The 26,931-nt window shown below is 44.6% G+C and carries 19 protein-coding genes; 1 reads left to right on the top strand and 18 read right to left on the bottom strand.

Translation table 11 applies throughout. The features are described from left to right. Nucleotides 1-2 precede the first annotated feature (2 nt). The 13 genes from ACX0G7_RS12515 to ACX0G7_RS12455 all read right to left on the bottom strand — a co-directional run bounded on the left by ACX0G7_RS12515 (nt 3) and on the right by ACX0G7_RS12455 (nt 15,781). Nucleotides 3-782 carry a glucosamine-6-phosphate deaminase gene (locus ACX0G7_RS12515; protein WP_458923819.1) on the bottom strand — a complete coding sequence of 260 codons (780 nt, stop codon included), beginning with the start codon at nt 780-782 and terminating at the stop codon, nt 3-5. 131 nt (nt 783-913) lie between these two features. After that, nucleotides 914-2,110, bottom strand: coding sequence for an N-acetylglucosamine-6-phosphate deacetylase (locus tag ACX0G7_RS12510; RefSeq protein WP_458923818.1), 1,197 nt, complete (start codon nt 2,108-2,110; stop codon nt 914-916). A 27-nt stretch (nt 2,111-2,137) separates the two neighbouring features. Next, on the bottom strand, nt 2,138-3,607 hold the full coding sequence (locus tag ACX0G7_RS12505; RefSeq protein WP_458923817.1) for a sodium:solute symporter family protein: 1,470 nt from the start codon (nt 3,605-3,607) through the stop codon (nt 2,138-2,140). A 99-nt stretch (nt 3,608-3,706) separates the two neighbouring features. Further along, nucleotides 3,707-5,050, bottom strand: a complete 1,344-nt coding sequence (locus tag ACX0G7_RS12500; RefSeq protein ID WP_458923816.1) for a Gfo/Idh/MocA family protein — start codon at nt 5,048-5,050, stop codon at nt 3,707-3,709. Nucleotides 5,051-5,095: 45 nt separating this feature from the next. Then, nucleotides 5,096-6,370 (bottom strand): alpha/beta hydrolase family protein, encoded by a 1,275-nt coding sequence (locus tag ACX0G7_RS12495; protein WP_458923815.1) that lies wholly within the window; start codon nt 6,368-6,370, stop codon nt 5,096-5,098. A 69-nt stretch (nt 6,371-6,439) separates the two neighbouring features. Further along, nucleotides 6,440-7,480 carry a Gfo/Idh/MocA family protein gene (locus ACX0G7_RS12490; RefSeq protein WP_458923814.1) on the bottom strand — a complete coding sequence of 347 codons (1,041 nt, stop codon included), beginning with the start codon at nt 7,478-7,480 and terminating at the stop codon, nt 6,440-6,442. 9 nt (nt 7,481-7,489) lie between these two features. Continuing rightward, nucleotides 7,490-7,831 (bottom strand): ACT domain-containing protein, encoded by a 342-nt coding sequence (locus ACX0G7_RS12485; protein WP_458923813.1) that lies wholly within the window; start codon nt 7,829-7,831, stop codon nt 7,490-7,492. A 29-nt stretch (nt 7,832-7,860) separates the two neighbouring features. Further along, nucleotides 7,861-8,682, bottom strand: a complete 822-nt coding sequence (locus ACX0G7_RS12480; protein ID WP_458923812.1) for a class II fructose-bisphosphate aldolase — start codon at nt 8,680-8,682, stop codon at nt 7,861-7,863. 4 nt (nt 8,683-8,686) lie between these two features. Further along, nucleotides 8,687-9,628, bottom strand: a complete 942-nt coding sequence (locus tag ACX0G7_RS12475) for a carbohydrate kinase family protein (protein ID WP_458923811.1) — start codon at nt 9,626-9,628, stop codon at nt 8,687-8,689. Between the two features lie 54 nt (nt 9,629-9,682). Beyond that, nucleotides 9,683-10,849 carry an SIS domain-containing protein gene (locus tag ACX0G7_RS12470; protein WP_458923810.1) on the bottom strand — a complete coding sequence of 389 codons (1,167 nt, stop codon included), beginning with the start codon at nt 10,847-10,849 and terminating at the stop codon, nt 9,683-9,685. Nucleotides 10,850-10,863: 14 nt separating this feature from the next. After that, nucleotides 10,864-11,799: a DMT family transporter gene (locus tag ACX0G7_RS12465; protein ID WP_458923809.1), complete on the bottom strand. Its 936-nt coding sequence runs from the start codon at nt 11,797-11,799 to the stop codon at nt 10,864-10,866. Nucleotides 11,800-11,820: 21 nt separating this feature from the next. After that, entirely contained in the window at nt 11,821-13,794 is a 1,974-nt protein-coding gene (locus tag ACX0G7_RS12460; RefSeq protein ID WP_458923808.1) for a S9 family peptidase, read from the bottom strand. A 70-nt stretch (nt 13,795-13,864) separates the two neighbouring features. Continuing rightward, nucleotides 13,865-15,781 carry a hypothetical protein gene (locus ACX0G7_RS12455; protein ID WP_458923807.1) on the bottom strand — a complete coding sequence of 639 codons (1,917 nt, stop codon included), beginning with the start codon at nt 15,779-15,781 and terminating at the stop codon, nt 13,865-13,867. Between the two features lie 399 nt (nt 15,782-16,180). Here ACX0G7_RS12455 and agaR point away from each other — a divergent pair, with 399 nt between their 5' ends. Then, entirely contained in the window at nt 16,181-16,975 is a 795-nt protein-coding gene (gene agaR, locus ACX0G7_RS12450) for a transcriptional repressor AgaR (protein ID WP_458923806.1), read from the top strand. A 72-nt stretch (nt 16,976-17,047) separates the two neighbouring features. On the opposite strand, the gene ACX0G7_RS12445 is transcribed toward agaR, so the two are convergent. From ACX0G7_RS12445 to ACX0G7_RS12425, 5 genes are all read right to left on the bottom strand, one after another. After that, nucleotides 17,048-18,622 carry a SusD/RagB family nutrient-binding outer membrane lipoprotein gene (locus tag ACX0G7_RS12445; RefSeq protein WP_458923805.1) on the bottom strand — a complete coding sequence of 525 codons (1,575 nt, stop codon included), beginning with the start codon at nt 18,620-18,622 and terminating at the stop codon, nt 17,048-17,050. Between the two features lie 24 nt (nt 18,623-18,646). Next, complete coding sequence (locus ACX0G7_RS12440; protein ID WP_458923804.1) at nt 18,647-21,736, bottom strand: SusC/RagA family TonB-linked outer membrane protein; 3,090 nt, start codon at nt 21,734-21,736, stop codon at nt 18,647-18,649. 210 nt (nt 21,737-21,946) lie between these two features. Further along, nucleotides 21,947-23,143 (bottom strand): hypothetical protein, encoded by a 1,197-nt coding sequence (locus ACX0G7_RS12435; protein WP_458923803.1) that lies wholly within the window; start codon nt 23,141-23,143, stop codon nt 21,947-21,949. Between the two features lies 1 nt (nt 23,144). Beyond that, nucleotides 23,145-24,377, bottom strand: coding sequence for a hypothetical protein (locus tag ACX0G7_RS12430; protein ID WP_458923802.1), 1,233 nt, complete (start codon nt 24,375-24,377; stop codon nt 23,145-23,147). A 216-nt stretch (nt 24,378-24,593) separates the two neighbouring features. Then, nucleotides 24,594-26,909 carry a glycoside hydrolase family 20 zincin-like fold domain-containing protein gene (locus ACX0G7_RS12425; RefSeq protein ID WP_458923801.1) on the bottom strand — a complete coding sequence of 772 codons (2,316 nt, stop codon included), beginning with the start codon at nt 26,907-26,909 and terminating at the stop codon, nt 24,594-24,596. Nucleotides 26,910-26,931 lie beyond the last annotated feature (22 nt).

The raw sequence follows: 26,931 nt of genomic DNA, 5'->3' as shown, positions 1-26,931 counted from the left end.
TTTTATAATCTTTGCGCGCTGTCCTTGTCGAGGTAAAGTGTTGCTGCGGGATGGTTTCTAAGTGAGGTGGAAGGAAACATCTCTTTCATATCAAAATATAAAGTTCTGTAAACTGCAAGAGCCTTATTCTTACCAGGCACCATACAAAATATGGTGCTTGCATTTAGCAAAGCAGGAACAGTAAGCGTAATAGCAGTTGTTGGCACCGCGTCGATGTTTGGAAAGCAACCATCATGTACCTGCTGTTGCCTCGATGCCTCGTCAAGCTCAACGGTTTTTACAAGTACCGGATCATTAAAGTCTGCCGTATGCGGATCATTGAAAGCGATATGTGTGTTTTCGCCTATACCCATACAAACAATGTCGACTGGGTTTTCTTTCAGGAGCCTGGCATAACGTTCACACTCACCCGAAGTGTCACTTCCGCTTCCGTTGATGTAATACACCTGGTTCGGTGGCAGTTTGTCGAAGATTCTTTCCCGCAGGAAGGTGGCAAAACTTTGTGGTGAGGATTGCTCCAGGCCAACATATTCGTCCATATGGAAACCGTTAATCCGGTTCCAATCGATACCTTCCTGGATTGATAAATGGTGTAAAAATTCATTTTGTGACGGTGCTGCAGCAAAAATGATGTTGATAAGCCCTTCACGGGATCCCTGCAGGGTCCTGATCTGTTCGGCTGCATCCTTCGCGGCTTCAGCCCCCATTGCTGACCTTGTTTCGTAAACCTTTACTTTCAGTTTGCCGGCGGTTAATTTTGTTATCGGAGTGATTCTGGTCATTGACAACGTTTGTACTGTAGTTGTTTGTTTTTTGTTTTTGGATATCAACACCGAATTGCTTTTCGTTGATAATCGTTAGTTACTGCTGATAAGATTACAGTCTGAAACCAGCTGATCAAATCTCTTGAAAATCAATTCCCGAATACAATTCTTTTATTTTTTATCACGGTTTTGATCCTGATTTTTCCGCCCTCTACATCAAACAAAACAAAATCTTCACCGGCCGGCAACCGGATGCCTTGTTTTGCAACCATATCGGAAACGCTTACTGAAGCCATTTTCCAGGCCTCGCCAAGGCTCGCCAACTTATGCGCAGTCAGTGTTTCTACGTTTTCCAACAAGCTTTTTGCTGCTCCTGCTAAAAGCCCCGGAGTAGTCTTAAGGCTAACTCTTTTTTCCGCGTCCAGTATTACTGAGCCGCCGATAGGGCTTTGATATTCGCCGGGTGCCATACCGGCAAAACAGGTAGCATCACTTACAAGCAGTGTCGCTTCACCTTTTACTTTCATCACCACTTTTATAAACGAGTCTGGAACATGTAGTCCATCCGCTATTATGCATGCATATAATTGATCCGTTGCAAGTATGTCCCATAAAATGTTTGGATGCCGTGGAATGTTAAGTGGCACGGCATTCCCCAGATGGGTTGAAAGTGATGCACCAGCTTTGACCGCAAGTTGGATCTGATCGAAGTTTGCCATCGAATGCCCGATGGACACGATAATTCCATGGTTCCTGCACTTTTCTATAAAATCAAAAGCGCCTTCAAGTTCAGGAGCAACGGTAACGAGCTTAATGCGGCCCTCCGCAGCTTGTTGCCATCCTTCAAACAGTTGCCAGTCGGGCAGCTTTAGAAATCTTTCATCGTGTGCACCCCTGGCGCCGTTAACACTGGAAAGAAATGGACCTTCCAGGTGAATACCAGCAATACAGCTATTAACTAAAGGATCAGATGCACAAGCTTTTCTTATAGTTGAAAGTATGCTTGAAAAATTTTGTTCCGAATTGGTAATCAGGGTTGGAAAAAAAGTTGTTATCCCCTGGCTCAGTAAATAATAAGCAGCATCGGTTACCTGTTGTGCTGTAACCGAAACATCATTGAAGTCGATACCGTTAACTCCATTGATCTGCAGATCGATCAATCCAGGGGCAATATAATGTCGGCCATCGGCCTTACTTCTGGTATTGATACTTTCTGACAGGCTCGCCACATCTTCGGCGGGGGCTCCGCAATTCTGCTCAGTTATACCCAACAGGATTCCATCTTCCAAAATAACTTCGGTTGGCACCCCGGAAATACAATTTATATATACTACACTGTTCTTCATTTCAAACGCCAGGGTTTGTTTTATTGGTTAGTTAGCAGGTTTTTTCAGTGCATTGATCAGCTTTGTAACCTTATCAGGTACAACGCGTGTTGTTAGACCCACACCAACAAATACCACCACCGACACAAAAGTCGGGAGGCCTACCTCGAGCGCAAGGCTACTGAAATGTATTTGCTTACCAATAATGAATGTAAGCAAACCGGCAAAGATGGACGCAATTGCAGCTTTTGGTCCGCATGTCTTAAACGGAGGAAGCAAACCAAAAAGCAAAGGCAGTGCGGTTGGACCTAAAAGCGCCGCAAACCAATTTATGATCAACCCCAATACCCCACCGAAACGTTCATAGTTTAAGGCGATGATAATCGTTGCCAGCGTAAAAATGAAAGTGGTAATTCTTGCAGTACGCAATGCATTTGGATCACTACGAAATTTTGGTGAGATCACCGGTAGAATGTCGCGGGTGATTACCGCAGCAATAGTATTTACATCGGATGAAGTCATCCCCATGGTTGCCGCGAATAGTGAAGCAACAACAAGGCCGATCATGCCCTGGGGCAGGATCTTCAACATAAGCCAGGCATATGATTCATTTGGATTCTGCAAACCTGGTAAAATGATTGGAGCCGCCCACATGGGAAAGAATAATATCAACGGCCAGAATAGATATAAAATCCCGGACAGCCTCGCCGCTTTGGATGCTTCTTTTTCATTTGGGGAAGAAATATACCTGGTGGCAAGGCTCCAGATGCCGCCGTTGTAACTTAGGAAACAAATAAAAAACATGACAGCAACAAAGCCAGCGGAATAAGGATCATTAAACAGATTGCCATGCGCCGGGGGCAGTTGATCCCAGACGGTGCTGATTGAACTGATACCACCAAGACGGTTCACTACCAGTACGAACATCACTATACCACCGATAACCTGAACAAGAAATTGGATAAAGTCAGTGATGATAACACCCCATAGTCCACCAAAGGTGACATATATAATTGTGACCACTCCTGAAACAAGAATCCCTGTTGTCATTGAAATACCGGCAACGACATGCAATAAAATACCAATCGCCGCCCATTTTGCACCAACATCAAACACTTTCAGTATAACCCCTGACCAGGCAATGATCTGTTGGGTTAAAACATTATATCTTATACTGAGATACTCAAGCGGTGATTGTATTTGAAATTCTCTTCTTAAGCGGACCCAGTACACGGGGAAGATATGCGCCGCACCAACGATCGCGAACGCTACCGGTAGTGCCCACCACATGTACATTGTAAAACCGTGTGTATAGGCAACAGCGGCATAGGCAACAAACACTGCACCACTATGGCCAGAGACATGATGTGAAATTCCTGCCAACCACCAGGGCAATTTGCCACCGGCAACGAAGTAATCTTCAGAATTTTTACTCTTGAAGTAGGACATGATGCCAACAACAACCATACTCAAAAAGAAAAGAACAATCGCCAGGAGATCCAGAAAGTTTAGTGGCATCTTTAGTTTGTATAAATTTAAACTTTGTTAATAATAAAGTTGAACAATATTACTTATAGCTCCGGGCCTTATGGTGATTGACATTATACGCCACCACTGCTAAACTTTCGGCTCCCAGCCCGGTGCATACTCGCGCGACCAGTATTTAGCTGCTTCCTTATTGCCAATGATGTGACCGTTATCCGGGTTGATGTTCAGCGTCTGACCTGACCTCAAAGCAATGTTACCGAGTTGTACGAGCAAGGTACTTTGGTGGCCGCTCACGATATCAGAATTTAATTTAGTTCCCTTACTGATTCCCTCAAGAAAGTTCACCAGGTGAAACGCGTCCAGCTTTTCTGCCGGGTTAACGAGATTTCGCGTATCGATGTTATCAGTACTCTTTACCTCTTTCACGATGTTGGAATCAAGATCGAAAATTGTATAAGCGTTGCTACCATCTATTTGTAATGATCCCTTATCACCATAAAACATAACGCCGCCACTACTTCCATCGAGAGATTTGCCATTGCAACTGCGTCCTTCCCAGGTCATGAGGGTGTTGTTTTTAAATTCCAGGTTGATCACTTGTGTGTCGGGTGTTTCCCAATCATCTTTGTAGCGGTACCGGCCACCATTGGAACTCACCTTAACCGGGTAATCAACTCCCAGTCCCCACCGAGCAATGTCAACCATGTGTGTTCCATTGTTGAGCGCCTCACCTGTTCCCCAATTCCAGAACCAGTGCCAGTTATAATGTACCACATTATCCTTGTATTTCCTGCGTGGTGCAGGTCCTTGCCAGAGTTCATAATCCAGCCAGTCTGGTACGGCTACCTCTTTACCGACACCAATAGAAGCACGATTATTAGTGTACCAGGTTTTTGCAAAGTAAGGCCGCCCGATCACGCCGGCTTTTAATTCGCCTATTGCAGCGATCACCTTAGCCCATGACCGACGCTGATTGCCCATTTGCAAAACACGGTTGTACTTTTTTGCTGCTGCCATCAAAAGTTCACCCTCCTGTGGATTGTGACTACAAGGTTTTTCAAGGTAGACGTGTTTACCAGCCTTACAGGCAAGTATAGCCGCAGGTGCATGCCAATGATCAGGTGCGGCAACTACCAAAGCGTCAAGATTTTTATCTTCAAGCGCCTTTCGGAAATCTCCTTCAGACTTTGGCGCCTTGTTCGTAATCTTCTGGATTTCAGCACTGAATTTTGCTGCGGCCCTTTTATCGACGTCGCACACATACATCACTTCGCAATTTGCCTGTTTTGCAAAATTGCTTCCGAGCGCAAAGCCGCGGCTGTTAACTCCCATGCTTGCGATCATGATTTTTTCGTTTGCACCGATAATCGACGCATAACTTTTAGCGCTGAAGCCAGGAAGAACACCGCCAATCGAAACTGCCGCAGCTGCCTTTGTTGTATTTTTTATAAACGCTCTTCTTGAGTCTTGCATAACAAATGTTTTATCTCGTGATAAATTATTATTGAGTTTTACAGATTAAAAGTTGGTGCCTGTTTTAGATTTCCTGTCAATATTATTGAGCATGAGAAAGTATTCAAAAAACAGGTAGGCTCTTTCATTTGATAAAGCTGTCGGTAAATGTTCCGTCCGGTCATTCGTCATTCCAACCCTGTTTCTATAGCCTAACAAACGGTTAACCGCAAGTGAATGATTCAAAGGTATCCAACGTTCTTTTGTGTCTTCCGCACCTCCCGAAACGAGAAAAGGCCGCGGCGCCATGAGGGCATGCAATTCGTGGAGGTCATGGCCCTTCCTAACCAATTCGGGGTATGATCCATAGGCCGGATTAGTGGGGGTAATCAACCCTCTTTCCCGCCATGGACGCGGATGATAGCCCAGATACCAGGGTTCCCAGTAGTTTACGTTTTCACGTTTCTCATCGAACACTATGCCGGCGTCGGACCAGGCAGCGCAGGCAAACTTGTCAAAAAGGCAGGATGCAAACATCGCCCATTTCCCCCCAAAGGAAAGGCCCATAATGCCAATTCTTGTGGAATCGACTCCGGAATAATTTGCAAGCACATGCCATGCATTTGCAGCAGCATAAGCAAGCATCGACAATGGTTGTACACTCGCATTGTCTACTGTGGGGTAATACAAGGAATACGTCTTTGCCTCAGTTGCTTTTGTTGTACCGATTGAAAGAGTAACAAAGCCGCGTTTCACCAGTTGATAGGCAAAGTCCGCCTTATTTTTTGTTCGTTCCGATTTCCCCAGGCCCGCTCCTGTCTCCGGCTCATAAAAAACTGAAATGACCGCCGGCCGTTTAGCGTTGCCAGGAGATACACTGACACTATTTGGTTGCGGTTCACTACCAGGTACCGATTGCCCGGTAGGTACAGATGGATCATCAGGAACCAGGAGATAGCCATCTGTTTGTTCGTTCGGAAGCCATTTAAAGCTTATATGGTATTGCTTATATCCCGGCATCTGCACGGAATCGAGAAACTGCATCTGCTGATCAGTAAGTAGTGCCGGCCATTCCCCCATAATCGTGGTCCATTCCCGGAGAATTTCTTTGCGTCTTTCCAGCCAGTCCTTTGCGGTTTTAACCGGCTTTCCGCTGTAGAATTTTAATGGTGTACGATAAGCACCATATTGATCCCTGTACCCGGCCGGCGCACTGAAAAATGGCGCCAATTCGGTCCAGATAGCAGCCTTATCTTTTTCACCCGCAACAACACCAGTGGTCTGTGCGTGCATTGGGAAGATGAAGCAATAAAAAAAAGCGGGCAAAAGCAACCGTTTCATGTATAAGTCTTTCAAAAAATCAGGTCGTCGAAATATTAAATTATGATTGAAGCCCTATGGCTGATGGCTTCATTTTTTTCCGGCTCTGTCAAAAACCTCCTTCAACTTCACTTCTTTCCCTGTTTTCTTGCTTTCATCTGCAGCTTCCATGAACGCAAGAACTTCCAACGTTTCTTCCTCTGATACGGGAACTACACCTGAATCAAAAAACCCAATGATCTTTTGCCAGAGTGGATCATAACCCGGAGACTTATCTAATTTTTCTATTCCTTTCTCACCAAAAACGGTTACACCCATATCGCCTTTGCCAAACCTTGTGCCCCGGTATGTTCCTATCCGATTATCATTCCAGGTACCAACTACGAGGTCACTATCAGGACGATGAGTTCTGAATACGCTTTGACACCCCGTACCCATAATGGAATACAGTATCTCTACTCCATGGATCCCATAGTAAAATAAATCGGGATGATGTGGTTCTATATAACAATGGCCATATGCATCTGCACCATGAACCCTGCCTATTTTACCACCGGCTATTTCTTTCGCACCGGGAATGTATCTTAACGATGACGCTGTAAAAATCGGCGAGTCATATTTCTTCGCTGCTGCATAAATCGCCATAGCATCTTTTAGCGAAGCTGCGACCGGCTTATCTATAAACATTCGCTTGCGTGCCTTAAGAACGGGCAGGGCTTCCTGCAGATGCCGGCGTCCGTCAACCGATTCAAGCAATACCACATCGACCTTTGTCAGCAACTCCTCAATCGAGCCCACGATTTCAACACCGAGGCCTTTCACGGTTTCCGTAAAGCCTGCAAGTCTTCCGATACTTTCCTTCATATCGGCGCTGCCTGCAGTAGGATATGCAGCCACCACTTTATATCCGCCCCAATCCATCCCTGGTTTAGGGGTGTTCAGACTTGTGGTCACTGCTGTCACATGCGAGGTGTCCAAACCAATAAGGCCAACACGTTTTCCGGGGGCAACATCATTGATTTTCAAACTGCCGTTAGCAAATAAACCAGCTGAATTGGCAAGCAGGCTAAAACCTATTCCACCCATTGCAGCCTTTTTAACAAAGTCACGTCGCTTCAAATAATTTTCCATACTTAAATTTTATATGATGCTGTCTTCAAATATCGCGTGTTTAATTTCAGTTTTTACCCGTGCAAGATGTATTTGAAAATATTGGTCCTGCTGCTCCATCACGATCGCTTCGTCGCTATGATAAAACGATTTAAATACTTCCACCTGCTTATCGATCTGGAGCATCAGCTTTCGAACTGTCTCCTCAGTTTCATTTATTGACAACACAAAACGATAAATCTTCTGTTCGGCATAAGATTCAACATGGACGCCTTCAATGTGAATCCGTCTGCGGGAAATCATTGTCACGAGCCTGACAATCAGACCCGGGTTATTTTCAGTAAAGACTACTAAAGTAAAAGGCTTTATCAATTGATAGCTCGCTTTTTGCAGTTTGTTTCTTAATTATTCTGGACGATTCTCAGTTTTTCTTTTACTAACTCGGTAACGCTGTTTGTAGCCGGCGGAAATACTTTTCTCAGATCAATCTCTTCACTATCCTTCAGAACGGTCTGAAGCGTTTTCATAAAAACGTTCTTGATCTCTGTGGCGAGGTTCACCTTACAGATGCCGAGCGAAATTGCCTGTCTTAGTTGTGATGCGGGTACGCCAGAGCCTCCGTGCAACACCAGTATGCTTTTAATACTTGAATGAATTTCGGCCAATAAGTCAAACCGGAGTTTAGGCTCTTCTTTATAAAATCCATGCGCAGTACCAATTGCGATAGCAAGCGCATCGACTCCTGTTTCTTCAACAAAAGTCTGTGCTTCTTCAACTCTTGTAAATCCATTATGCAAATGAGACTGGCCGAGTTTCGCAACGTATCCGAGTTCAGCTTCAACATTGGCCTCGTAGGCAGCGGCTATTTTGACCACTTGTTTGGTAAGCCTGATGTTGTCGACAAAAGGCAATTCACTACCATCTATCATAACCGAATCAAAGCCTGCATCAAGGCAAGCCTGTGCAAGCTCTACAGAATCACCATGATCCAGGTGCAGCCAACCCTCTACTCCATGTTCTTTAAGGCCGGTCCGTGCTGCATTGACAGCCGTCGATAAGCCCATATAGCTGATGGAGCTGCTTGTAAGCTGTAGTATCAGAGGCTGATTCAGTTCACTGGCGGCCTTAAGTACTCCCTGCAAGGTCTCAAGGTTGTAAAAATTTGTAGCCAGCAATCCCTTTTTCTGCTCCGTGAGCAACTTCATCTTATGCTGTAAAGTCATATATCTATAGTTCTATCTGGAAAATTGATTTTGCTTTCCGGGCGAAAGAAGGCAGGTCTGAGAAGGCACCGGTTCCTCCCGGGGCGGTTGTGTTTATGGCGCCGGTCAGGTTACCAAAGAGCAGGCACTCATACAATGACTTGCCCTGCAGATAACTACTGATGAATCCGGCATTGAAACTGTCGCCCGCACCAATGGCATCCACGAAATGCGAGTGGAGGTAAGGTGTTGCTTCAGTATAGGTGCCTTTATCGTACGCAAGTGCACCGTTGATCCCTCTTTTCACTACCACTGTGTTACAAAAATCATTGAGCACTTCGAGGGCATCACTCACCTGCGTCGTGTTAGTAAGCGCAAGTATCTCTGCTTCGTTTGGTAAGAAGAAGTCAACGTAAGGAAGGCAATCCCGGAAAGGAAACTCCCAGCTGTTTGCGGGATCCCATTGTAAATCGAGCGAGGTTGTCAGGCCCTTTTCTTTGGCCGTTTTGAAAACAGTTACAATATCTTTTTGCAAACCCTTTTGCAGAAAGTATGAGGAGAGATGGAGGTGTTTAAATTCCGTAAACTTGTCCACCGGTATATTATTGAACCCAAAATATTCCATTGCTCCGCAATGAGTAACATTTGCACGGTCCTGCTCGTAATTCAGCACCACCGTTATTCCGGTTTTATATCTGGCATCCGCTATCACCAGTTTTGTATCTACCCGCCGGCTCACGAGTTCCCCAACAATATAGTTTCCAAATATGTCATTCCCGACCATCCCGCAAAAGGAAGTAGCAATACCAAGGGATGCAAGATTGGCAGCGAAAATGGCCGAAGAACTGCCCAGCGTAAAAACCATATCTTCAGCGAGTATCTCATGACCCACTACCGGAAGTGCCGACAGCCGGTTTAATAAAATATCAACATTCAGTTCCCCTATTACCAGTACATCTTTACGCATAATCTATTGTTTGCTTTTCTTAACGCTAGTGAGAATAAGAATAAACTTTTATTGTTAAACTGAGATGGATTCCGGATAGATGGTTACTCCCTGTACAACACGACTGATAGCACCGGATACAGATGGATTATCAGGTTGTAGTCCAACATAAATTGAATGGAAAAAACCAAGTATCTGACCCACCAGCGTCGCGCTGATAAAAGACAATTCGGTATTATCTTTTAACGACGATAAGAACGTAATATCAAGCGCCGAGTTTTTTAGTGCTTCTATCCGCTGGTTGATCCCGACGGTGGGAATGTTCCGGGCATCAGCATCAATTGACAAACACAGATCACGTTCGTATAAAAATACATGTTCATCCTGCGAAAAAAGATAGACAATAAGTGAGTTTTCGTTTACCACCACTCTTGGTCCATGGCGAAAGCCAAGGAACGAATCATGCTTGCATATGATTTTTCCATCCGTCAGTTCCTGGAGTTTCAGATGACATTCCCTTGCAATTCCCAGTAACGGTCCGGAACCCAGGAAAATAACTCTTTCATAAGGTTGCTCTGCAATTGCTTTGATCTTAGGCAAATGCTTTCCCAGCAGTTCCTTTCCATCGCTTATCAACACTTCCAGCGAAGGCAGCAAAGTTTCCAACGCTTCGATCTTTGATACAAGTATGATCGATAAAAGCATGGCTGTAAAGCTACCGGTCATGGCAAGGCTCTTATCGTTCGCCTTTTCTGGTAAGATCAGATTGTAAGCGTTTGATGAACGCTCCCTCACCAGCTGACCATCACGGTTACAGGTAATTACCAGGTGGACCACTTTGTCACAGTAATCATTGGCCATTTGTACCGCTGCGAGACTTTCGGGGCTGTTGCCGGATCTTGCGAATGACACAAGCAATGTCGGCACTTCTTTGAGAAAGTATAACTCGGGATGGGTTATCAGATCTGTTGTTGCTATCGCCTGTGTGATTCTCCTGGTGTTTGCCTGGACAATTCCCTGTGCAGATTCGCCTATAAATGCCGAAGATCCCGCACCAGTTAAGATGATTCGGTAATCAGTGTTTGCAAGCAGGGGTGCAAGAAATTCCCTGATGGCTTTCTTCTGTGCAAACACCAGATCATACACTTCCTGCCAAAGGGCCGGTTGCCCCTGGATTTCGGATGCCGTATGCAGGCCACCTTTTTCTACAATTTCTTCCTGGTTAAAAAATAAATATGCCATAAAGCTGGTTAATGCTATTTTAATTCACTGGCCGGAGCCGGTCCTTTTAGGTTGATCTTACTTTTCTTATCCATTTTAGACTCTGCATTCCCCATCAACAAAGCTGAAATGATTGCCAGCACCGTACCTGTCACTATTAGTGGGTGCGGTTTAACGGCATATATAATTAATGAAATAACAACGGTGAGTACTGGTGACAGAGCAGTGGTCATTGGAGCAATGATTATTGCTTTTCCATAACGAAATGCATATACCAGGCAAAGCGCGCCAAACGCATTCAGGATCTGGATGCCTGCTGCCAGGTAAGGTCCATTCAATCCGCAATTGATTGGTTTCGAAAAGTCGGTCATCCAGAGGGCTACCGGAATAAGTGCAACTGAACTGACTGCCATGTAGAAAAAAATACTTTCTGCCTTCATGTTTTGATTCGCAAATCGCATAACAAAACCCTGTACACCCCACACAACAAGTGGTATAATTATCAGCACGATCCACAGGTAACCGGAAGTACCGCTATTACCTGGCGGTATGTATGACAAAAGGAATATGGATATAACGGCTATGCCTATACCAAGCCACCCATATATCCCGGTGGACTCTTTCAAAAATAAAACGGCTAATAATATTGTTACCACAGGCGTCAGAGAAAGGATTGGGAACACGAGGTATGCAGGTGCAATCTTTAGCGTAAAGAACAGCACCAGTTGTCCTATTGCACCCATAAATCCGGCGAGGCAACCAAGCAATATGGATTTGCGATCGTAGTCCAGCTTCCACTTGTTTATTATCAGCGCCACCACCGTTGCGGGTATCATAGTAAGGGCCCATACCACATATCCAAGCGTCGCAGGAAACCCATTTTTTTCCGGGAGCTCAATGAGTGCTCCCCAGGCTCCCATGAACAGCACATGTATGACAACGAAACTTACCCATGTTTTTGTTTTCTGCATATGTTGTCTTGAAAGTCTTTGTTATTGTTTAACCAGGTATTTATCAAACCATGCGAGGCTACGCGAAAGCAGATCGAAACGATTATGTGGCCTGAGGTCCGGTCTCCAGCCATGCCCTTCTTCTGTATAATGCACCATCGTTGTGTCCACACCCAATTTTTTCAAAGCGATGAACATTTCTTCGGCCTGCGATACAGGCACTTCATTATCGAGCGCGCCGTGTAAGATCAATGTGGGTGTCCGTACGTTTTTTACGTTTCTTAGCGGTGACCATTCCCACAACAATTCGAAGTTGTCGTAAACACTACCATTGAATTCGGCCTCTATGAGAGAATGATATAACGAGGTGCCGGCAAAACTTACCAGGTTGCTGATGCCTCCATCACTTACAGCGGCTTTAAACCGGTCTGTTTGTGTGATAATCCAGTTGGTCATAAAACCGCCATAACTTTGACCGGTTACGCCAAGACGTCGGGCATCTATCCAATCGTTTTGTCGGATCGCTGCATCAAGTGCTGACATCAGGTCCTTGTAATCGCCTCCACCCCAATTCAACAAAGTGCCGTTGGAAAAATCTTGTCCATAACCACTGCTGCCGCGGGGATTTACATATAACACACCATATCCGGCCGAGGCTAACAATTGCATCCGTTCTTCGAAATCAAAACCGAACATGTTATGTGGCCCGCCGTGAATCACAAGTACGAGGGGATAAGTTTTTGTTCCGACAAAATTTGCCGGCTTTATGATCCAACCCTGAATCTGTGTTCCATCAAAGCTTTCGGACCAGAAAGTTTCAGTATCCTGCAAACATTTATCCTGAAGTACTTTGCTGTTACCAGTTATCTGCCTGCTTGTTTGATTAATTAAGTTGTAAATGAAGACTTCGGTAAGATGGGTTGGATCGTTACTTATGAAAGAGATTCGATCACCAGCATTACTTATTGAATACCCGTGAATATGACATCTTTCACCGGTCACATGTTCAACACTGCCGCCATTGGTTCTTACCTGGTAAATAGCTGTTGTGCCATGATTACCCGCCGTGAAATAAATAACTGAATCTGAAGGATGCCAGGCGATTTGTTCTATCCTTCTGTCAAAAGACCGGGTTAAACAATCGATATTATTTTCTGCTAATGATAAGATATATAGTTGAGTATCTTCTGCGGGGCTGTCATTGGTGGCTATCATACCACGGGTCGCCGTGAAGGCTATATGGTTTCCATCAGGCGACCATGCAGGTTGAATAACAGTACCAAAATTTTCGGTGTACCTGCATGTTTTAAAGTTTAGCAGATCTATGCTCCACAAATCATGCAATTGGTTATTATCAGGATCGGCTGACCTGTTACTTACGAAGGCAATCTGGTTACTATCGGGTGACCAGCAGAGAGAGTGTTCGTTGAAGGCTGAATCGGTCACAAGCTGCGGTTCGCCACCTTTCGAAGAAACTACCCAGATATGCGAAAACCTGTTGTCAGTAATAGAAGGCCTTCCCCTCCCGCCCTTCGTTTTGTATAATAACCTGTCTATAACCTTCACAGAGCCTTGTTCAACCTCAGCAGGCAGAAACTCTTTCGTACTTATATATGCGATCTGCCGGCCGTTTGGTGACCATGCAAAAGTTTTAAGAGACAGGTGACCCATGAAATAGTGCGACTCATAAATGGGCACAAATGACTTCCTTGAATCGCCAGGCATCGAGTAAATCCAAATGTAATGCTGGCTTTTATATTCGCTCAGGTAAGCGATTTCATTTGTAACCGGTGACCATTGTGGTCCTGAGCCTTCCCATCGAACCAGTTCAATCCCGGTGGCAATTTCAACAATGCTGATAAAATCCTTCTGGCTGTTTGCTTCCCAATCAACGCTGGTGGTCACATAAGCGATATATTGCCCATCGGCAGAATAGCTGACGCTGCTGAGGGCGGCAAAGTCTTTCAGATCCTCCACCACTATCGGACGCTTTATTATGTTTTCCGCTGTGCTCATAAACATTTACCAGGTCTGATCGTTGCGTTTAAATTTGCAATCGAACGATTTGCCTGAGATATCAGTTACTTTAGTTTTTTGTTGACTGGCTGATTAGTTCACCTAAAAGCTTTCGCACTTCATCCCATTTTTTCGGGTCATAATTCCAGACATTAATGTTGCCAACCGCATCGTTACCATACGGTCTTCCAATTATACTGTTTACAATATCGTTCGTGCGTGTGTCATTCTTGTCTATTCTTGCCAGTATTCTCATGTACTCATATTCCTGTACCCCGTTGCGCATTGTTTTCAACCTGATGGAAGGGCAGATCGATTTTACGTTAGGGATGATTCCGGGGCTATACACAAGCAGGGCATTGCCGTTCATCTTCTTCTCATCATATCCGTCCGCATTGCCACCGTCGTTGGCGCTTTTCCATGTTTCTGTATCATACCAGGCTGCCTTCCATCCTGCACCCAGACCCCAACTGAGCCAGGAATATGCCTTATATTTCCAGGCGCTCCAACTAATGGCCCGATCATTCACCAGTGGAAGGTCGGTAAAGGTTGAGCTGCCAACCCAACCATTTACCTTGCTTTCATAAATCATGGGGCCGTATAACCACTGCCTGATTCCCATGTTTGCGTATTTCTTAAATCTTTTTTCATCAAATTCGATAGTATGAACAGCCCAGGAGCTGATCGAATTTTCAATCACCTTCATAGCCGTATCGGTATAAGCTCCATCAACCCGGAATTGCGCCACCGGATATTCCTTTTTAAACAGATCACCGTAGTAAGCCATCCGATCCCATGCTTCTGGAAAGTAAGATTCATCAAGGCCATCCAGGTAAACAGTAAGATCTGTTGTTTTTGGATTCACCATCAGTTTCAGATGATCCCGTACATTTCTAACTACCTCTACATATTTAGCGCGATTTTCCGGCTTTTTCTCTACATCGGGTTTACCTACATCCGGCCAGCCACGGGTACCATGTTTTCCATAAACATCGAAAGGCAACAGGAACGTCTCTATCGGTGTTCCATAACCGGGGCCATACTCGTATCCATGTTTTTTGGTAAACGCTTCGCCGCTAAAATACTTCCTGAGCCTGTTGTCGAAACGGGTCCAGTCGATCGTCAGTTTGCCCGCATTGTCTTTGAGTTCCGGTTCGTAAGTCGGATCGATAATGGCAACACGATTTCTTTTCATCAATTGGTAAGTCTCCAACTCTTCTTTGTCGTTCATGCGACTCACAAACCCTTCGTGCTGCAGGCTCGCCTTGAGGAGGTTTTCATTGGGCAACGCGAAATCAAAAACATTCAATTCGATTGGTACCGATTGGATGACACCAGCAATCTTAACCGAAATTGTACTAGAGTAAATACCACTCTCAGCATTTGATTTTTCATATGGAATATATTGATCAACCCAGATTAACAGGGATTTCTGATTTGGAATCCGGTTATTGAAATCAGGTAGCTGTAAGGGATATATCCAGGCATTTACACCCAGGGATAATTCACCTTGTTGAATATGTTTGAAAGGGATCAACGCATCCGGATACCATCCTGGGCCAAGCGTCGCATTAGGATAACCGGTGCTACCTGCCAGTACCTGCACTGACCATTCGAGGAATAGCTCAGGTTGAACGTTGAGTTCTTTCTGGTTCTTCTTAAAAGGTGCCATCGTAACCTCTATGCCTTTTAATGGCTTTTCACTATTATTTGTCAGCACTACCTGAAAAGAGACATATTCACCCCTTGCTCCCTCTATGGATGCCCGCTCTCCATTAAAGATCCAGTTATTCTTCAGCAGCGATCCTGCTGTGAAAGTGCCCGCAGCGGTCCCGTTGTAAGGTTGGTCATAGACCTTATGCGATACCGGATCGATCCTGACAGATGCAGGCAAAACTGAAATGCCCCAGCCGGGGCCAGCGCCATTAGCCTTGCAAACAAGAACAAATGAGAGTGCAAGAAAAAGAAGCGTTGAATGTTTTATCATACGAATAAGATAATCCGATTACAAAGAGTGGCTGCAGATAAGTTGATCAGGTGCATCTTTACAAACATAAATAAAAAAGACGCGCAATCGAAAGTTTTCGAAAAATTTTTTTTATGGATCGAAAGGTTTTAAAAGGCCCATTCCCCTATATTGTAAGGAAGAGACTTAATTTTGGATTAAAAAATTAATGAAACTGGTGTTTCACCTTTAAATAATTAACTAATTACGGCGGTGAGACGTTATATACGCGGAAAAGATGCAGTTTCTTTATTTAATCCTTAGACAAATTCTTTCATATACTAATTTTTTATTTATTTTGCTTCATAAGAAATCGATCCACCAGGCTGTTTCACTTGCCTTCACACACATAGTTATACGACTTGAAAATCTCCCTTGCCCATGCTAAAAAACAATATGGATGTAAAAAAAAGCATTTCAACTGTTGAAAGACGAACCCTGATACTGGAAAAGTTGGAAGCAGAGGGGCAGCTTGACGTGATATCATTAAGTAAGGAACTTGGTGTGAGCGAGGTAACTATCCGCAATGATCTGAACTGGCTGGAGCAAAAGAATATGCTGATCCGTGCCCGTGGCGGAGCGATCAAGGTTGAGCGTGTTGCCGCAGAATTCAGCTTGTCTGAAAAGAATAAGCTGCATTACCAGGAAAAGTTAAGAATCGGTAAAGCAGCCGCTGCACTGATAGAAAGCGGTGACACAATTATTCTGGACTCGGGCACCACGACCATGGAGATTAATAATCACCTGCCGGATACAGGAACACTCACCGTTATTACAAATGCGCTTAATATTGCGAATAAACTGGTGGAGCATGAGCAGGTGAATGTAATTGTGCCCGGTGGGTTCCTGAGAAAAAATTCATTATCACTGGTTGGTACAACCGCAGAAGAAAGCTTTAAAAATTATTTCTGCGACAAATTGTTCCTTGCGGTAGATGGTTTCAATACCACCTTTGGACTGTCGACACCCAATGTTGAAGAAGCTCATTTAAACAGGGTTATGATTTCTATTGCGAAACAAGTAATCGTTGTAACCGATTCAAGTAAGTTCCACAAAAGGAGTTTCGCATTTATTGCTCCGATATCAGCGGTGGATATTGTAGTCACCGATGCTGGTATCCCGGAAGAAGATAAAAAAAGGCTGGAAACGGCGGGCATAAAAGTAATCATCGCTTAAAACATTCCCGGATTACCCAAAAAAAACGAGCACCGTAAGACTACAGTGCTCGTTTTTCATTAAATATCTGATCTAGTTTTTATCCCACCACAATGGTGTTACATGCGTATCGGGTCCACCCAATAGTGACACTGCTTTTTTAATTTCTTCATTGTTAACCTGGTATTCCTTTTCAGGATACGGAATTCTTCTAACCCGTTGTGTAGCCGTGTTGGTAATGTTGGGATTGTCCGAATTTACGACCTGGTATAATTTAAACCTGTTGTGTCTCCTGATATCGGCCCAGGCTTCTTTTCCATCCGGAAATATAGCCAGCCATTTTTGTATTGCAATTTGTTCAAGCTGGATATTTTGATTTACCGGATGAAACGCAACAGAAACATTTGTTATGGCTGGTGAATTAAGAAAATCCTGTGGGGCGATGGGCACCTGGTTGCTATTGATATACGCATCAATCACCGTGGTATTGGTGATACCCCACTGAAGCAAGGAGTTACGAATACCTTTGTCATAGAAGCTTTTCGCAGTTCCTCCCATATTCCATCCAAGCATGGCGCCTTCTGCACGAAGAAAATCTGCCTCGGCCGCGCTCATTACATTTAAAGGTGTCGATTCAAAGGTTGTAATGCCCCCGGAGCCAGGTGAAGTCCATCTTGCACCAACATGTGAATTAGCTGCATTGGAATTTAAGGCATTTCCCAACTGGGCAGTATTGTAGCCATTACGGAAACCATTGTATTCATTATTGGCGCGGGCAGGAAGCCAGTATACAGACATCCGGGGATCCTGGTAGCCTTTCATTATTGACTCCATAGTAGCACTCATCCTAAACTCATTGTACTCAGACATGGAGGACAATGGATTGAATGCAGTACTGGTTGTATTGGATCTCTTCATAAGGGCGTCGTCGCCGGGGCTTGCAGTAAAGGTTCCGGCAGCCACTGCCGCTTCACCTTCTGTTTTAGCAAGGGTAGGATTGACCGCCGAAATTCTCAAAGCAAGTCGCAGACGCAGGGTATTTGCAAACTTTATCCATTTAGTAACATCACCACTATAAATGAGATCAGCTGTGCCGAAGGGTTTACTTGCAGTGTTTTGTTTGAGCACAGAGACCGCTTCAGTCAGACGCTTAAAGAAATCAGCGTAGATTTTGTCCATTGGATCATAGGCGATTGATTTCGCCCCGCTACCCGCCTGGAAGTATGGAATGGGGCCGAAATAATCAGTTATACGATGAAATGCAAGAACCCACCAGATATTACACAAAGCGTATTCAGGCGATGTGGGTTCCACCTTCTGCATAATAATCTGCAGTTGCGGCATCACTGCTGAGTAAGCAACTGTATAGACGGCATCTGACCATGCATGTTGCACAGCGAGACGATCTGTGGCGAAGTTTACGCTTGTATTGGCATAATACTGCGCATAGAGATCCGCAAACAGATTCTGGTCTGTCTGGTAGCTGCTATAGGCACCATGCAAAGCGCGTGTGAAAAGGAAAGGAAGTTCCCCGCTTGTAATTGTTGTAATCTTACTGGGATCAGAATTTATCTCGGTATACTTTTTTGTACAGGAACTGATCATCATCAGGGCCATGACACCGGCGACGAGGGCGGCACGGTAACTTGTTTTTATTTTAGATTTCATCATTGTAAGTTTAAATGGGTGGTACTAGAAGTTAACATTCAAAGTAAAGCCAGCAGTTCTTGTGGACGGATAATTACCGTAGTCAATTCCCATGTTATTACCATTGCCTCCGGCTATATCCGGATCATAACTCATTTTTCTTTTTCCAACTCCTGGCAAAGCAAAGATTGAACTACCACGGTAGATCCAGAGCAGATTCCTGAATACAGCAGATAGTGTGACCCCTTTTACGACATTTGTGTTAAACCATTTCCGAACCGGCAGGCTGTAGCCAAGAGCAACTTCCCTCACGCGAAAGTTGGTAGCGTCATATGCAAATAACTCTCCTATTCCACTGTTTCTTTTACCTGAAACGGATTGCCAGAATTGTTGTGCATTGATATTTGTATTTACAGCTGCTCCATCTTTATCTACACCGCCCAGGTTCCAGTTACCTTCGCGGAAAGGAACGGTACTTTCGGTAAGCCCGGTGTGCGACATATTTTGCTCTGTACCTGACATTATGATGCCGCCTACTCTTCCATCAACAAGCACACGGAGGTTAATAGCCTTATAGCTGAAAGTGTTTGTGAGACCCAGAATAGCTTTTGGATTGAAATTACCAAGCACTGATGCTGCCTGCCCGTTTTCGGATGAGCTCATTGGTGTGCCATTGGCTTTAACCATTAGTTTGCCAGTTTTGTCTGTTGCCCATCGGTGACCTATTAACTCACCATAGCTGCCGCCAACTTTTACCATACCTCTTGCACCCCAGTCCATATGGGTTCCGAGGTAAACTTCGTTCATTCCCGGTGCGAGTTCGATCACCTTGTTGCCGTTTATTCCCGCATTCAGGTTAGCCTCCCACTTGAAATCAGTGTTCATGACCGGTACTACATTCAACACAAGTTCAACTCCTTTGTTTTCGATATTACCTGCATTGAAATACATAGCAGTATACCCGGAGGCAGATGGTACCGTAACCTGCAGCAGTTGATTAAAAGAGTTGCTTTTATAGAACGAAAGTTCGAAGCCTAAACGGTTATTTAGAAATCTCGCCTCAATATTAGCTTCCAGATTCCTGATGATTTCTGGTTTAAGATCCCGCATCGGAAGTGTGCTACCCCTGCTCAACATTCCCTCACTTAAGCCGGGAGTGAAAGTAAATTGCTCATTTATCACTCCAAACTGACCTCCGTTACCAACCTCTGCGAAGTTCAATCCAAGTTTAAGAAAAGATATGGCAGAAGGAAGGTGAGTCATTTCGTTCAGGATAGCAGAAGCACCGGCAGAATAATATTGAAAAGCATGGGGCGCAGGAAGCCTGCTGTCCCAGTCATTCCTTATACTTCCATCCAGGTAAACCATGTTTTTGTAGCCAACATTGAACTGACCGAAAACGGACTGAGTCTGCACGCGCGAATGATTTACAGCGCTGGTTGTGGCCCGGGCAAACGCAAGGTTAAACATATTAGCCTTGTTCAATCCTCCGGAATTTTTAACAACACCATGTGACAGTACATCCTGGTAAATTGCACCGGCACTGTAATCAACTGTAAAGTCTTCGCCGACATTATTTTTCCCTGTCAGGATCACATCATACCATTGTTGCATCGTTGTGAGGTCTGTTTCCGCATATACACCACCGTTAGTCATGGCGTGGCTTATTGTATTCAACTTAACGCGGGTTTCTCTTTTATAAATCGTACGGTCGAGGTTGGCCCTGCCAGTTATATCCAGCCAGCTTGTAATTTTGAATTTCGCAGACACAAAACCAAGAATCTGATCACGATTTTCTTCCGTATGATCATTATTTACCAGCCAATACGGGTTGCCATACAAGCCGGGGATGGTGGATGGCCACGGCGTACGGTTAGGTATTCCGAATACATCAAGTACCTGGTAACGTTCCGCTTCTTCGGTACTGATATTACGTGGCATCTGAATTACAGACATCATTGGTGTATTACCTTCCCCGCTACGCGGAATGTTCGCGATGTTCTGCTTGAGATAAGTAACTTTCGCATCAGTAGAAAAGCGCTTGCTTATCTGGTTGCTCAGGCGAAGATTTACCACATGTTTCATCAGGTCATTAGAACGGACGATCCCCTTGACTGCATTGTTGGTATAAGAAAGATATGTCTGCGCTTTTTCGTTTCCCCCTGACACTGAAACCGAATTATTCAAGGTCAGTCCTTTCCGGAAAAAATCTTTAACGTTATCCGGATGAGCGATGTAGGTTCTATCTTCTCCAAAATGATTTTTGTAAGCCTGGCCCTGCAATTTTGCTCCCCAGTTCGACCCCGAGTTTCCATCGATTACGCCGTTAGTACCCTGCCCATATTCATTTTGTAAAGCGGGCAATGAAAAAGGAGATTCGCTCACGACGTTAGAAGTAAAATTTACTGACATCCGGTCCCTGGAGCCTTTCTTAGTGGTGATTACAAGTACACCATTACCAGCCTGGCTTCCATACAAAGCGGCTGCGGATGCACCTTTGAGCACTGTCATAGATTCAATATCATCCGGATTTATTGTAGAAGCCATGTTGTTGAATACTTCAGAGTAAACCGGTACGCCATCTATTACAACAAGAGCACTGTTCGTTCCTTGTATTGACCGGTTTCCCCTGAGAACAATTCTCGCTCCCGAACCAACTCCACCGGAACTTTGAGTGATCATGGCTCCGGCTATCTTACCCTGCAGTGAATTCAGAACGTTATTTGGATCCCTCACATCCGTTAATGTTTTTGGGGAAACGGTCTGGGTTGCATAAGGTACACTCCTGGCTTTTCTTGTGATGCCAAGTGCGGTAACGACTACTTTTTCCAACTCACCATCATTCTGACCAAGATTGACAATGATGTTTTTTTCATTTGCTCCAACTTCCTTATTTATTGTTGTAAACCCCACGGAACTGATCTGGAGCGTAACAACGCCTTCGGGCACCTGCAATGAAAAGTTACCTTCATTATCAGAAGCAGTGCCTGAGCTGGTACCCGAAACAGTGACTGTAGCCCCGGCAACCGGTGTTTGTTGTGACAGAACTTTTCCGGTTAACAGCCTCGTCTGGGCCTGGATACTCAATCCCCAAATTAAGAGGAAAAAGAGAAAGAGTTTTTTTAGATGTAGCATTTAGAGTTGATTTTATAAATGAAAGTGAGCATTGACGTGTTATTGTAAAAGACTGACTCAAGCAATTAACGGCCCCTGGCGCAGGACTTGCGTCCTTACCTTAGCTTAATAACCACTAATAAACGGGGGAATGGCAGTATCGTCAGATCATCCTCGTTGATTCATCATATCATTCGCGAAATACTTTAGAGATACATCAGATTCCTGCAATCAATTCCCGGCCGGAAAAACCATGAGCTGGCTTAGTGCTTCGTTCTCTCCCATAATTATATAATTTCCTGCGGTTGCAGTAGCCATCGATGCAATCTGGAACCCACGCCATTTAATCCCTTGTTCAAGGCCCGGGGCAACCATTTCGAATTCAGGATTGCCAAGATCACGAAACCCTTTCTGCGGGTGATAAGTAAACAGGTGCGCATAACCGGGAGTTGCACCTGCCACGCCATAGAGCGTTCCGTTTTTTCCGGGGGTCATAGTCATTATGCGTGGCATCATGATTGGTTTGCCCAGGTTAACAATAGTTTGTTGTACGGGGTCAAGACGAAAAAGTTGACCGTCAGCAGCATTGCTGCCATAGATGGTTCCATCCGGCATTTTCGCCCACGCGTCAACACGTCCGAGTACTTCTCTCCCCCAAACGAATGGCAATTCATCTTTTAGAAGAGTAAACGATTTATCAGCCGGGTTGAAACAGAACATTTTATTGACTGAACGACTTCCGTAAACCCGGCCACGGGCATCAACAATCAGTGCACGAGATAGATAATCTTCGGGAGCCAGGGCAAAGGAATGATAAGTACCGAGATCTGTTTCCGAAGGAACAGTCTGGCTATAGACCACAGTTTTGCCAGTCTTTAGATTGTGAGTAAAAAATTTGCCCGAAGGATGAGCAATTCCATAAAACTCATTGGCGTCGGTATTAAACGTCAATGCGAAGACACCTTCTCCAGGTATAGGTTCACCGAGATCCTTAACTACTGGCTGACCTTGCGGGTTCAGCTGCACTTCAATGATATGCCCGCCATTACCAGATCCTGGCTGAGGCATTGTTCCGGCATAAAACAATTTTCCGGATCTGGAACTTGTAAATCCTGTGCCGATTGCCAGCTGTCCCTTGATAAAATCATCAACTGATTTAACAGCCGTCAGTTTACGCTTAGACAACGAAGTAGTAAACAGAAGTGGTGACATCCCTTTGTCTGCTGTTGTACCACCCAAAACATAATCGCCCGAAACCGCCAGTGAACTCATCGCATTACGATACATCGGCATCCGGAGCTCATCACTGTTTTCAAGAGATGTCTCAACTGCAAAACTGCCTTTCGGACTAAAAAAGGTATACTGAGCCTTAATGGAAACAGGAAAGAGGGCCAACGTTGTCAGAGAAGTTATGATCAGATTTCTCATGTTAATTCACCTCCTTTTCTGGGTTAAACTTGATTAAAAATGGCAGGCTGCCGTGTTCAGAAGTATCTGGCCTTTTCCGGCCGGCAAAATATAAGTTGCCATCCTTATCACGGATATCTGAGCCGGTGACTTCAGTAAGACGGCCGATTGGAAACTCCAGAAGAATCTTTGACAGGCGTGAAGTTGGATCAAATTCAATCAAAACGGTCTTGTCCTTCCTCACATAATTACCGTGACCACCGATAACATAATACAGCTTACCGTTCACCCCTACATTCAAATTCGGGACATAAGGTTTCCACTCTTCACCTTTAGCTGTTTCAAAAACGCCGCCGAGGTCCTCCCATCTACCAACACCATTTTCTTGCGGGTAGAACGCAACAAGTTTCGCACCGTAGGTTACGAGGTATATGATGTTCTTAACCGTATCCTTTGCGAAAGCGGTTACACCTGTAATGATTTTTTCACCGGGAGTACCTGGAAACGCAGGCAGGCTCTGCTTCGCAAATACCAATTTGCCGGTGGATTTCTCATACATTACCAGGCGTTGTCGCCAGTCGACATAGTAACAGTTACCCCAGCGATCGGAAAACAACACGCGGGGAACATGAGAACTACCAAGCCTGCCCGCATCCTGCAATTTATTTTTTTTAGGGTCGTAGATCAGGAAGTGCACCTGCGGATAACTGATCGCATAGATCAAACCGGTTTGCGGATCAACCTCCAAATCTTTGATGCTTTCATACTGCAGTCCCATTCCCAGGTTTGTAACCTGTTTGGTTTTCGGACTCCACTTCATAATAAAACCACCGGCGTAACCATGTGGGTGATTCATAAGGTACTCTTCCCTCGACTCGCCACCGTCTGTGGTGAAATACATATCACCACCAGGGCCAGCTACTATTTTTGAGTGAATTTTTCCCTGCCATTGAAAGGGTCTGAGATAGCCGAGGTCTTTAACGAATCCGTGTAACTGCATTTTGTGCGCAGCCGGCTCATATTCATAAAACCCGACATTATCAGCATGATTGGTCACCCCGATATAAACACTGTTGTTAGCGGGATTATAACCGATGGAACCCCAGGTTGAATGCGCTCCGGGAAAATCAGGATAGTCGATAAAGCTGATATTTTTCTCTGAAGGAGATTTTTTCCCTGATGTATCCTGGAAACCATGGGAAGACAGGCTGCTGAACTGGAGGATCAGCAGCCCTAACAGGCAATCAATGCGCATTCGGAATGACCTTTAGTAAACAAATGATTTGAAAAACCAAGATAGGAGAAATATTTCAAAACCTTTTAAAAAACCTAAAATATTAATTCAAATAAAAAGGTTACGAAAGTAAAGACTTATTATACCTTATATTTTTTTCGCGCGGGATGTATAGTTTATAAGCCAGGACTAACACAACGGCAAGCACATACTCACCCATATGCCTGCGAAATAAACTCAATATTTTTCCCATTCGATATGCTCGTTGCGTTCCGGTAAATTGTGAGTTTTCGCAAACTGGTTCCTCGCTTTGAGCACGTCCTCAGCCCATTTACCAAAGGGATATTTTAATTGGCGGTATATCAGGTAGCTCATGTCAACTGTTCGGATTGGTTGGTGGTCCTTTACATCATCAACCTGGTCAAGAAATTTACGCCCGTTTGCTTCTGCAACACGTGGGTGCCAGTCCTGGTACCAGGTAGTTGTTATGAGCTGTAACGCCAGGTTGCGTTCATCACGGATCTTCATGGCATGATCAAGTGCTTTATCCAGTATTGCTACTGCACTGCCAGCATTTGTTGATGCAAGACCGGAAGAAATTGCCAATAGTTCATTGATCTTTTTCAGGTCTAGTAACATGTTTAAATTCTGACGGGTAAGTAATGCTACTGATTGAAGTACCTGTAGATTGTAATGTTGATAATCTGCGGTGTTCATATTCTGATCTAACAACTTCATTAGTTCATCATTCTCCGCGAGGAACTTCTTTGACGCTTCAAGTCTCGGTTTGTTTGCAGTGTTCCAGGCATTCGCAACACTAAGATCTGATCCTGCCGGTACGGGCAGCGGGGGCAAAGTCTGATCCCTGGCTAACCTCGGAGTATCATAAATCTTGTAAGAATTGCCAAAAATTGGTGTTCTCCAATCAAAGAAGTCCCAATCCCAGCTCTTATCCCAGAAGTCAGCCTGGGTACTTAGCAATTCGTAAACCCGATCCATTTGAACATGGTTAAATCCGTAGAAGGATTTGTAAAACCGCTGCGTAAGATCATCAGCATTTACCTGTTTATTATTCCAGCCAGGTGCAGCACCTGCAGCGTAGCCCAACCAGAAGGTCTCAGGATTCAGGCCAGCATCACCCCAGGCAGCTACAATCACACCCATTAAATCGGCTTTGCGTTCTGCTATCGTCGACTTAATTCCCTCGACAACTTCTCCTACCCTGCCTTTTTTTATTTCGCCCTGTGGTTCGTCATCGTCTTTAATCTCAACACTATTATTCACCGGGGCAGTCTTTACTGCGGGGGGTCTATGATAATTTGGAAACAGAGGTTCCGCGCCCTGTGCAGAAGTATAAATCAACTGGCGCATTCCATGATCTTTTATTTTGCCTGCCCAATCTGAGTTATAAACACCGCTGATGATATGAGAGGGTAATGAATTGATATCTTCACTTTTAAGTGGAAACTCAGCCCAGATTATGACCTTTCTTCCCTTAGCGTGAAGTTTATTAGCTATCCGGGTAATGTATTCTGCCAGCAATTTATTACCTCCGCCCAATTCATCCGCCCGCTTTTTCTCAGCAGGCGATTGACCAACGTAGTAAGCCTCATCCGTTGAGAACAACACATACTTTCCGCCCTTGTTTGCAGCGAACAGTTCATCAAACATTCCAAGCAACAACTCATCGGCCTTAGGATTGGTAACATCCAATTCGTAGTTCGAATTTGCAAAAGCCCTCAGGGATTTGTATTCCGGATGTTTAAGTATGAAAGAGATATGTGCTGGTCCATCTATCCATGGCACCAATTCAACATAATGAGCTTTTGCATATGCACTGAGCTCTGCATAATCGCTTGCGGAATATGCATAGGGCTCTACAAGTGCACTTGCCCCTTTGAACTGGAAATGTCCTTCCAGCTTAACGGTAAATGCGTTTATTTTATAATAGCTGGCTTGTTTGATTGCACGCTTCATTGCGTCAAGGCGCTGGAGATGATGGGCATTGTCCCAGTAGATCATTCGCAGATCCATATCAGGCCAATCCGATATTTTTCCGGTGGTGAAATATAATTTGCCGCCCTCAGGTTGCAGTAACTGTATGAGGGTTTGCACTCCATAAAACAGTCCGGGTGCAGCGTTTGCCGTAACCGTTATCCTGGATCCTTCAAGTTTAATATCATAGGCCTGTTTTGCTATTGCAATTCTATTGGTATCTGTTGTCGGACCGGGTTTGATAAAACCTGCCCTGATCGCGAGCCGGATAGTTTTGACACTGCCGGAAGATTTTGTTGTCAACCGAACCCCAAACCGTTCCTTCAATTCAGCAGTAAGACTCGCAATCGCAGGATGTGATGTCGTGATATTGTTTCCCAGGCTGATAGACCAGCTATCATCGAGCTGGTAACGCTGACCAGTAAACGAAACGTTCTGAGGTACAGGCAATAAGCCTGCCCCGGGCGATTGACTGGTGGCAATCTTTTGCTGTGAAAAAGAAACAATTGAAAAGCAATTGCTGAGGATCGCCAGTGCAATGAAATAAGCCTTGTACATAAATTAATCAGTTTGATATTGA

This window comes from Flavitalea antarctica (genome assembly GCF_054461535.1).
This window is presented reverse-complemented; position numbering and strand designations above follow the sequence as displayed.

Bases quoted from the DNA above. Each gene is read 5' to 3' on its own strand.
- ACX0G7_RS12515 (WP_458923819.1), bottom strand. From the start codon at position 782: ATGACCAGAATCACTCCGATAACAAAATTAACCGCCGGCAAACTGAAA.
- ACX0G7_RS12510 (WP_458923818.1), bottom strand. From the start codon at position 2,110: ATGAAGAACAGTGTAGTATATATAAATTGTATTTCCGGGGTGCCAACC.
- ACX0G7_RS12505 (WP_458923817.1), bottom strand. From the start codon at position 3,607: ATGCCACTAAACTTTCTGGATCTCCTGGCGATTGTTCTTTTCTTTTTG.
- ACX0G7_RS12500 (WP_458923816.1), bottom strand. From the start codon at position 5,050: ATGCAAGACTCAAGAAGAGCGTTTATAAAAAATACAACAAAGGCAGCT.
- ACX0G7_RS12495 (WP_458923815.1), bottom strand. From the start codon at position 6,370: ATGAAACGGTTGCTTTTGCCCGCTTTTTTTTATTGCTTCATCTTCCCA.
- ACX0G7_RS12490 (WP_458923814.1), bottom strand. From the start codon at position 7,480: ATGGAAAATTATTTGAAGCGACGTGACTTTGTTAAAAAGGCTGCAATG.
- ACX0G7_RS12480 (WP_458923812.1), bottom strand. From the start codon at position 8,682: ATGACTTTACAGCATAAGATGAAGTTGCTCACGGAGCAGAAAAAGGGA.
- ACX0G7_RS12475 (WP_458923811.1), bottom strand. From the start codon at position 9,628: ATGCGTAAAGATGTACTGGTAATAGGGGAACTGAATGTTGATATTTTA.
- ACX0G7_RS12470 (WP_458923810.1), bottom strand. From the start codon at position 10,849: ATGGCATATTTATTTTTTAACCAGGAAGAAATTGTAGAAAAAGGTGGC.
- ACX0G7_RS12465 (WP_458923809.1), bottom strand. From the start codon at position 11,799: ATGCAGAAAACAAAAACATGGGTAAGTTTCGTTGTCATACATGTGCTG.
- ACX0G7_RS12460 (WP_458923808.1), bottom strand. From the start codon at position 13,794: ATGAGCACAGCGGAAAACATAATAAAGCGTCCGATAGTGGTGGAGGAT.
- ACX0G7_RS12455 (WP_458923807.1), bottom strand. From the start codon at position 15,781: ATGATAAAACATTCAACGCTTCTTTTTCTTGCACTCTCATTTGTTCTT.
- agaR (WP_458923806.1), top strand. From the start codon at position 16,181: ATGCTAAAAAACAATATGGATGTAAAAAAAAGCATTTCAACTGTTGAA.
- ACX0G7_RS12445 (WP_458923805.1), bottom strand. From the start codon at position 18,622: ATGAAATCTAAAATAAAAACAAGTTACCGTGCCGCCCTCGTCGCCGGT.
- ACX0G7_RS12440 (WP_458923804.1), bottom strand. From the start codon at position 21,736: ATGCTACATCTAAAAAAACTCTTTCTCTTTTTCCTCTTAATTTGGGGA.
- ACX0G7_RS12435 (WP_458923803.1), bottom strand. From the start codon at position 23,143: ATGAGAAATCTGATCATAACTTCTCTGACAACGTTGGCCCTCTTTCCT.
- ACX0G7_RS12430 (WP_458923802.1), bottom strand. From the start codon at position 24,377: ATGCGCATTGATTGCCTGTTAGGGCTGCTGATCCTCCAGTTCAGCAGC.
- ACX0G7_RS12425 (WP_458923801.1), bottom strand. From the start codon at position 26,909: ATGTACAAGGCTTATTTCATTGCACTGGCGATCCTCAGCAATTGCTTT.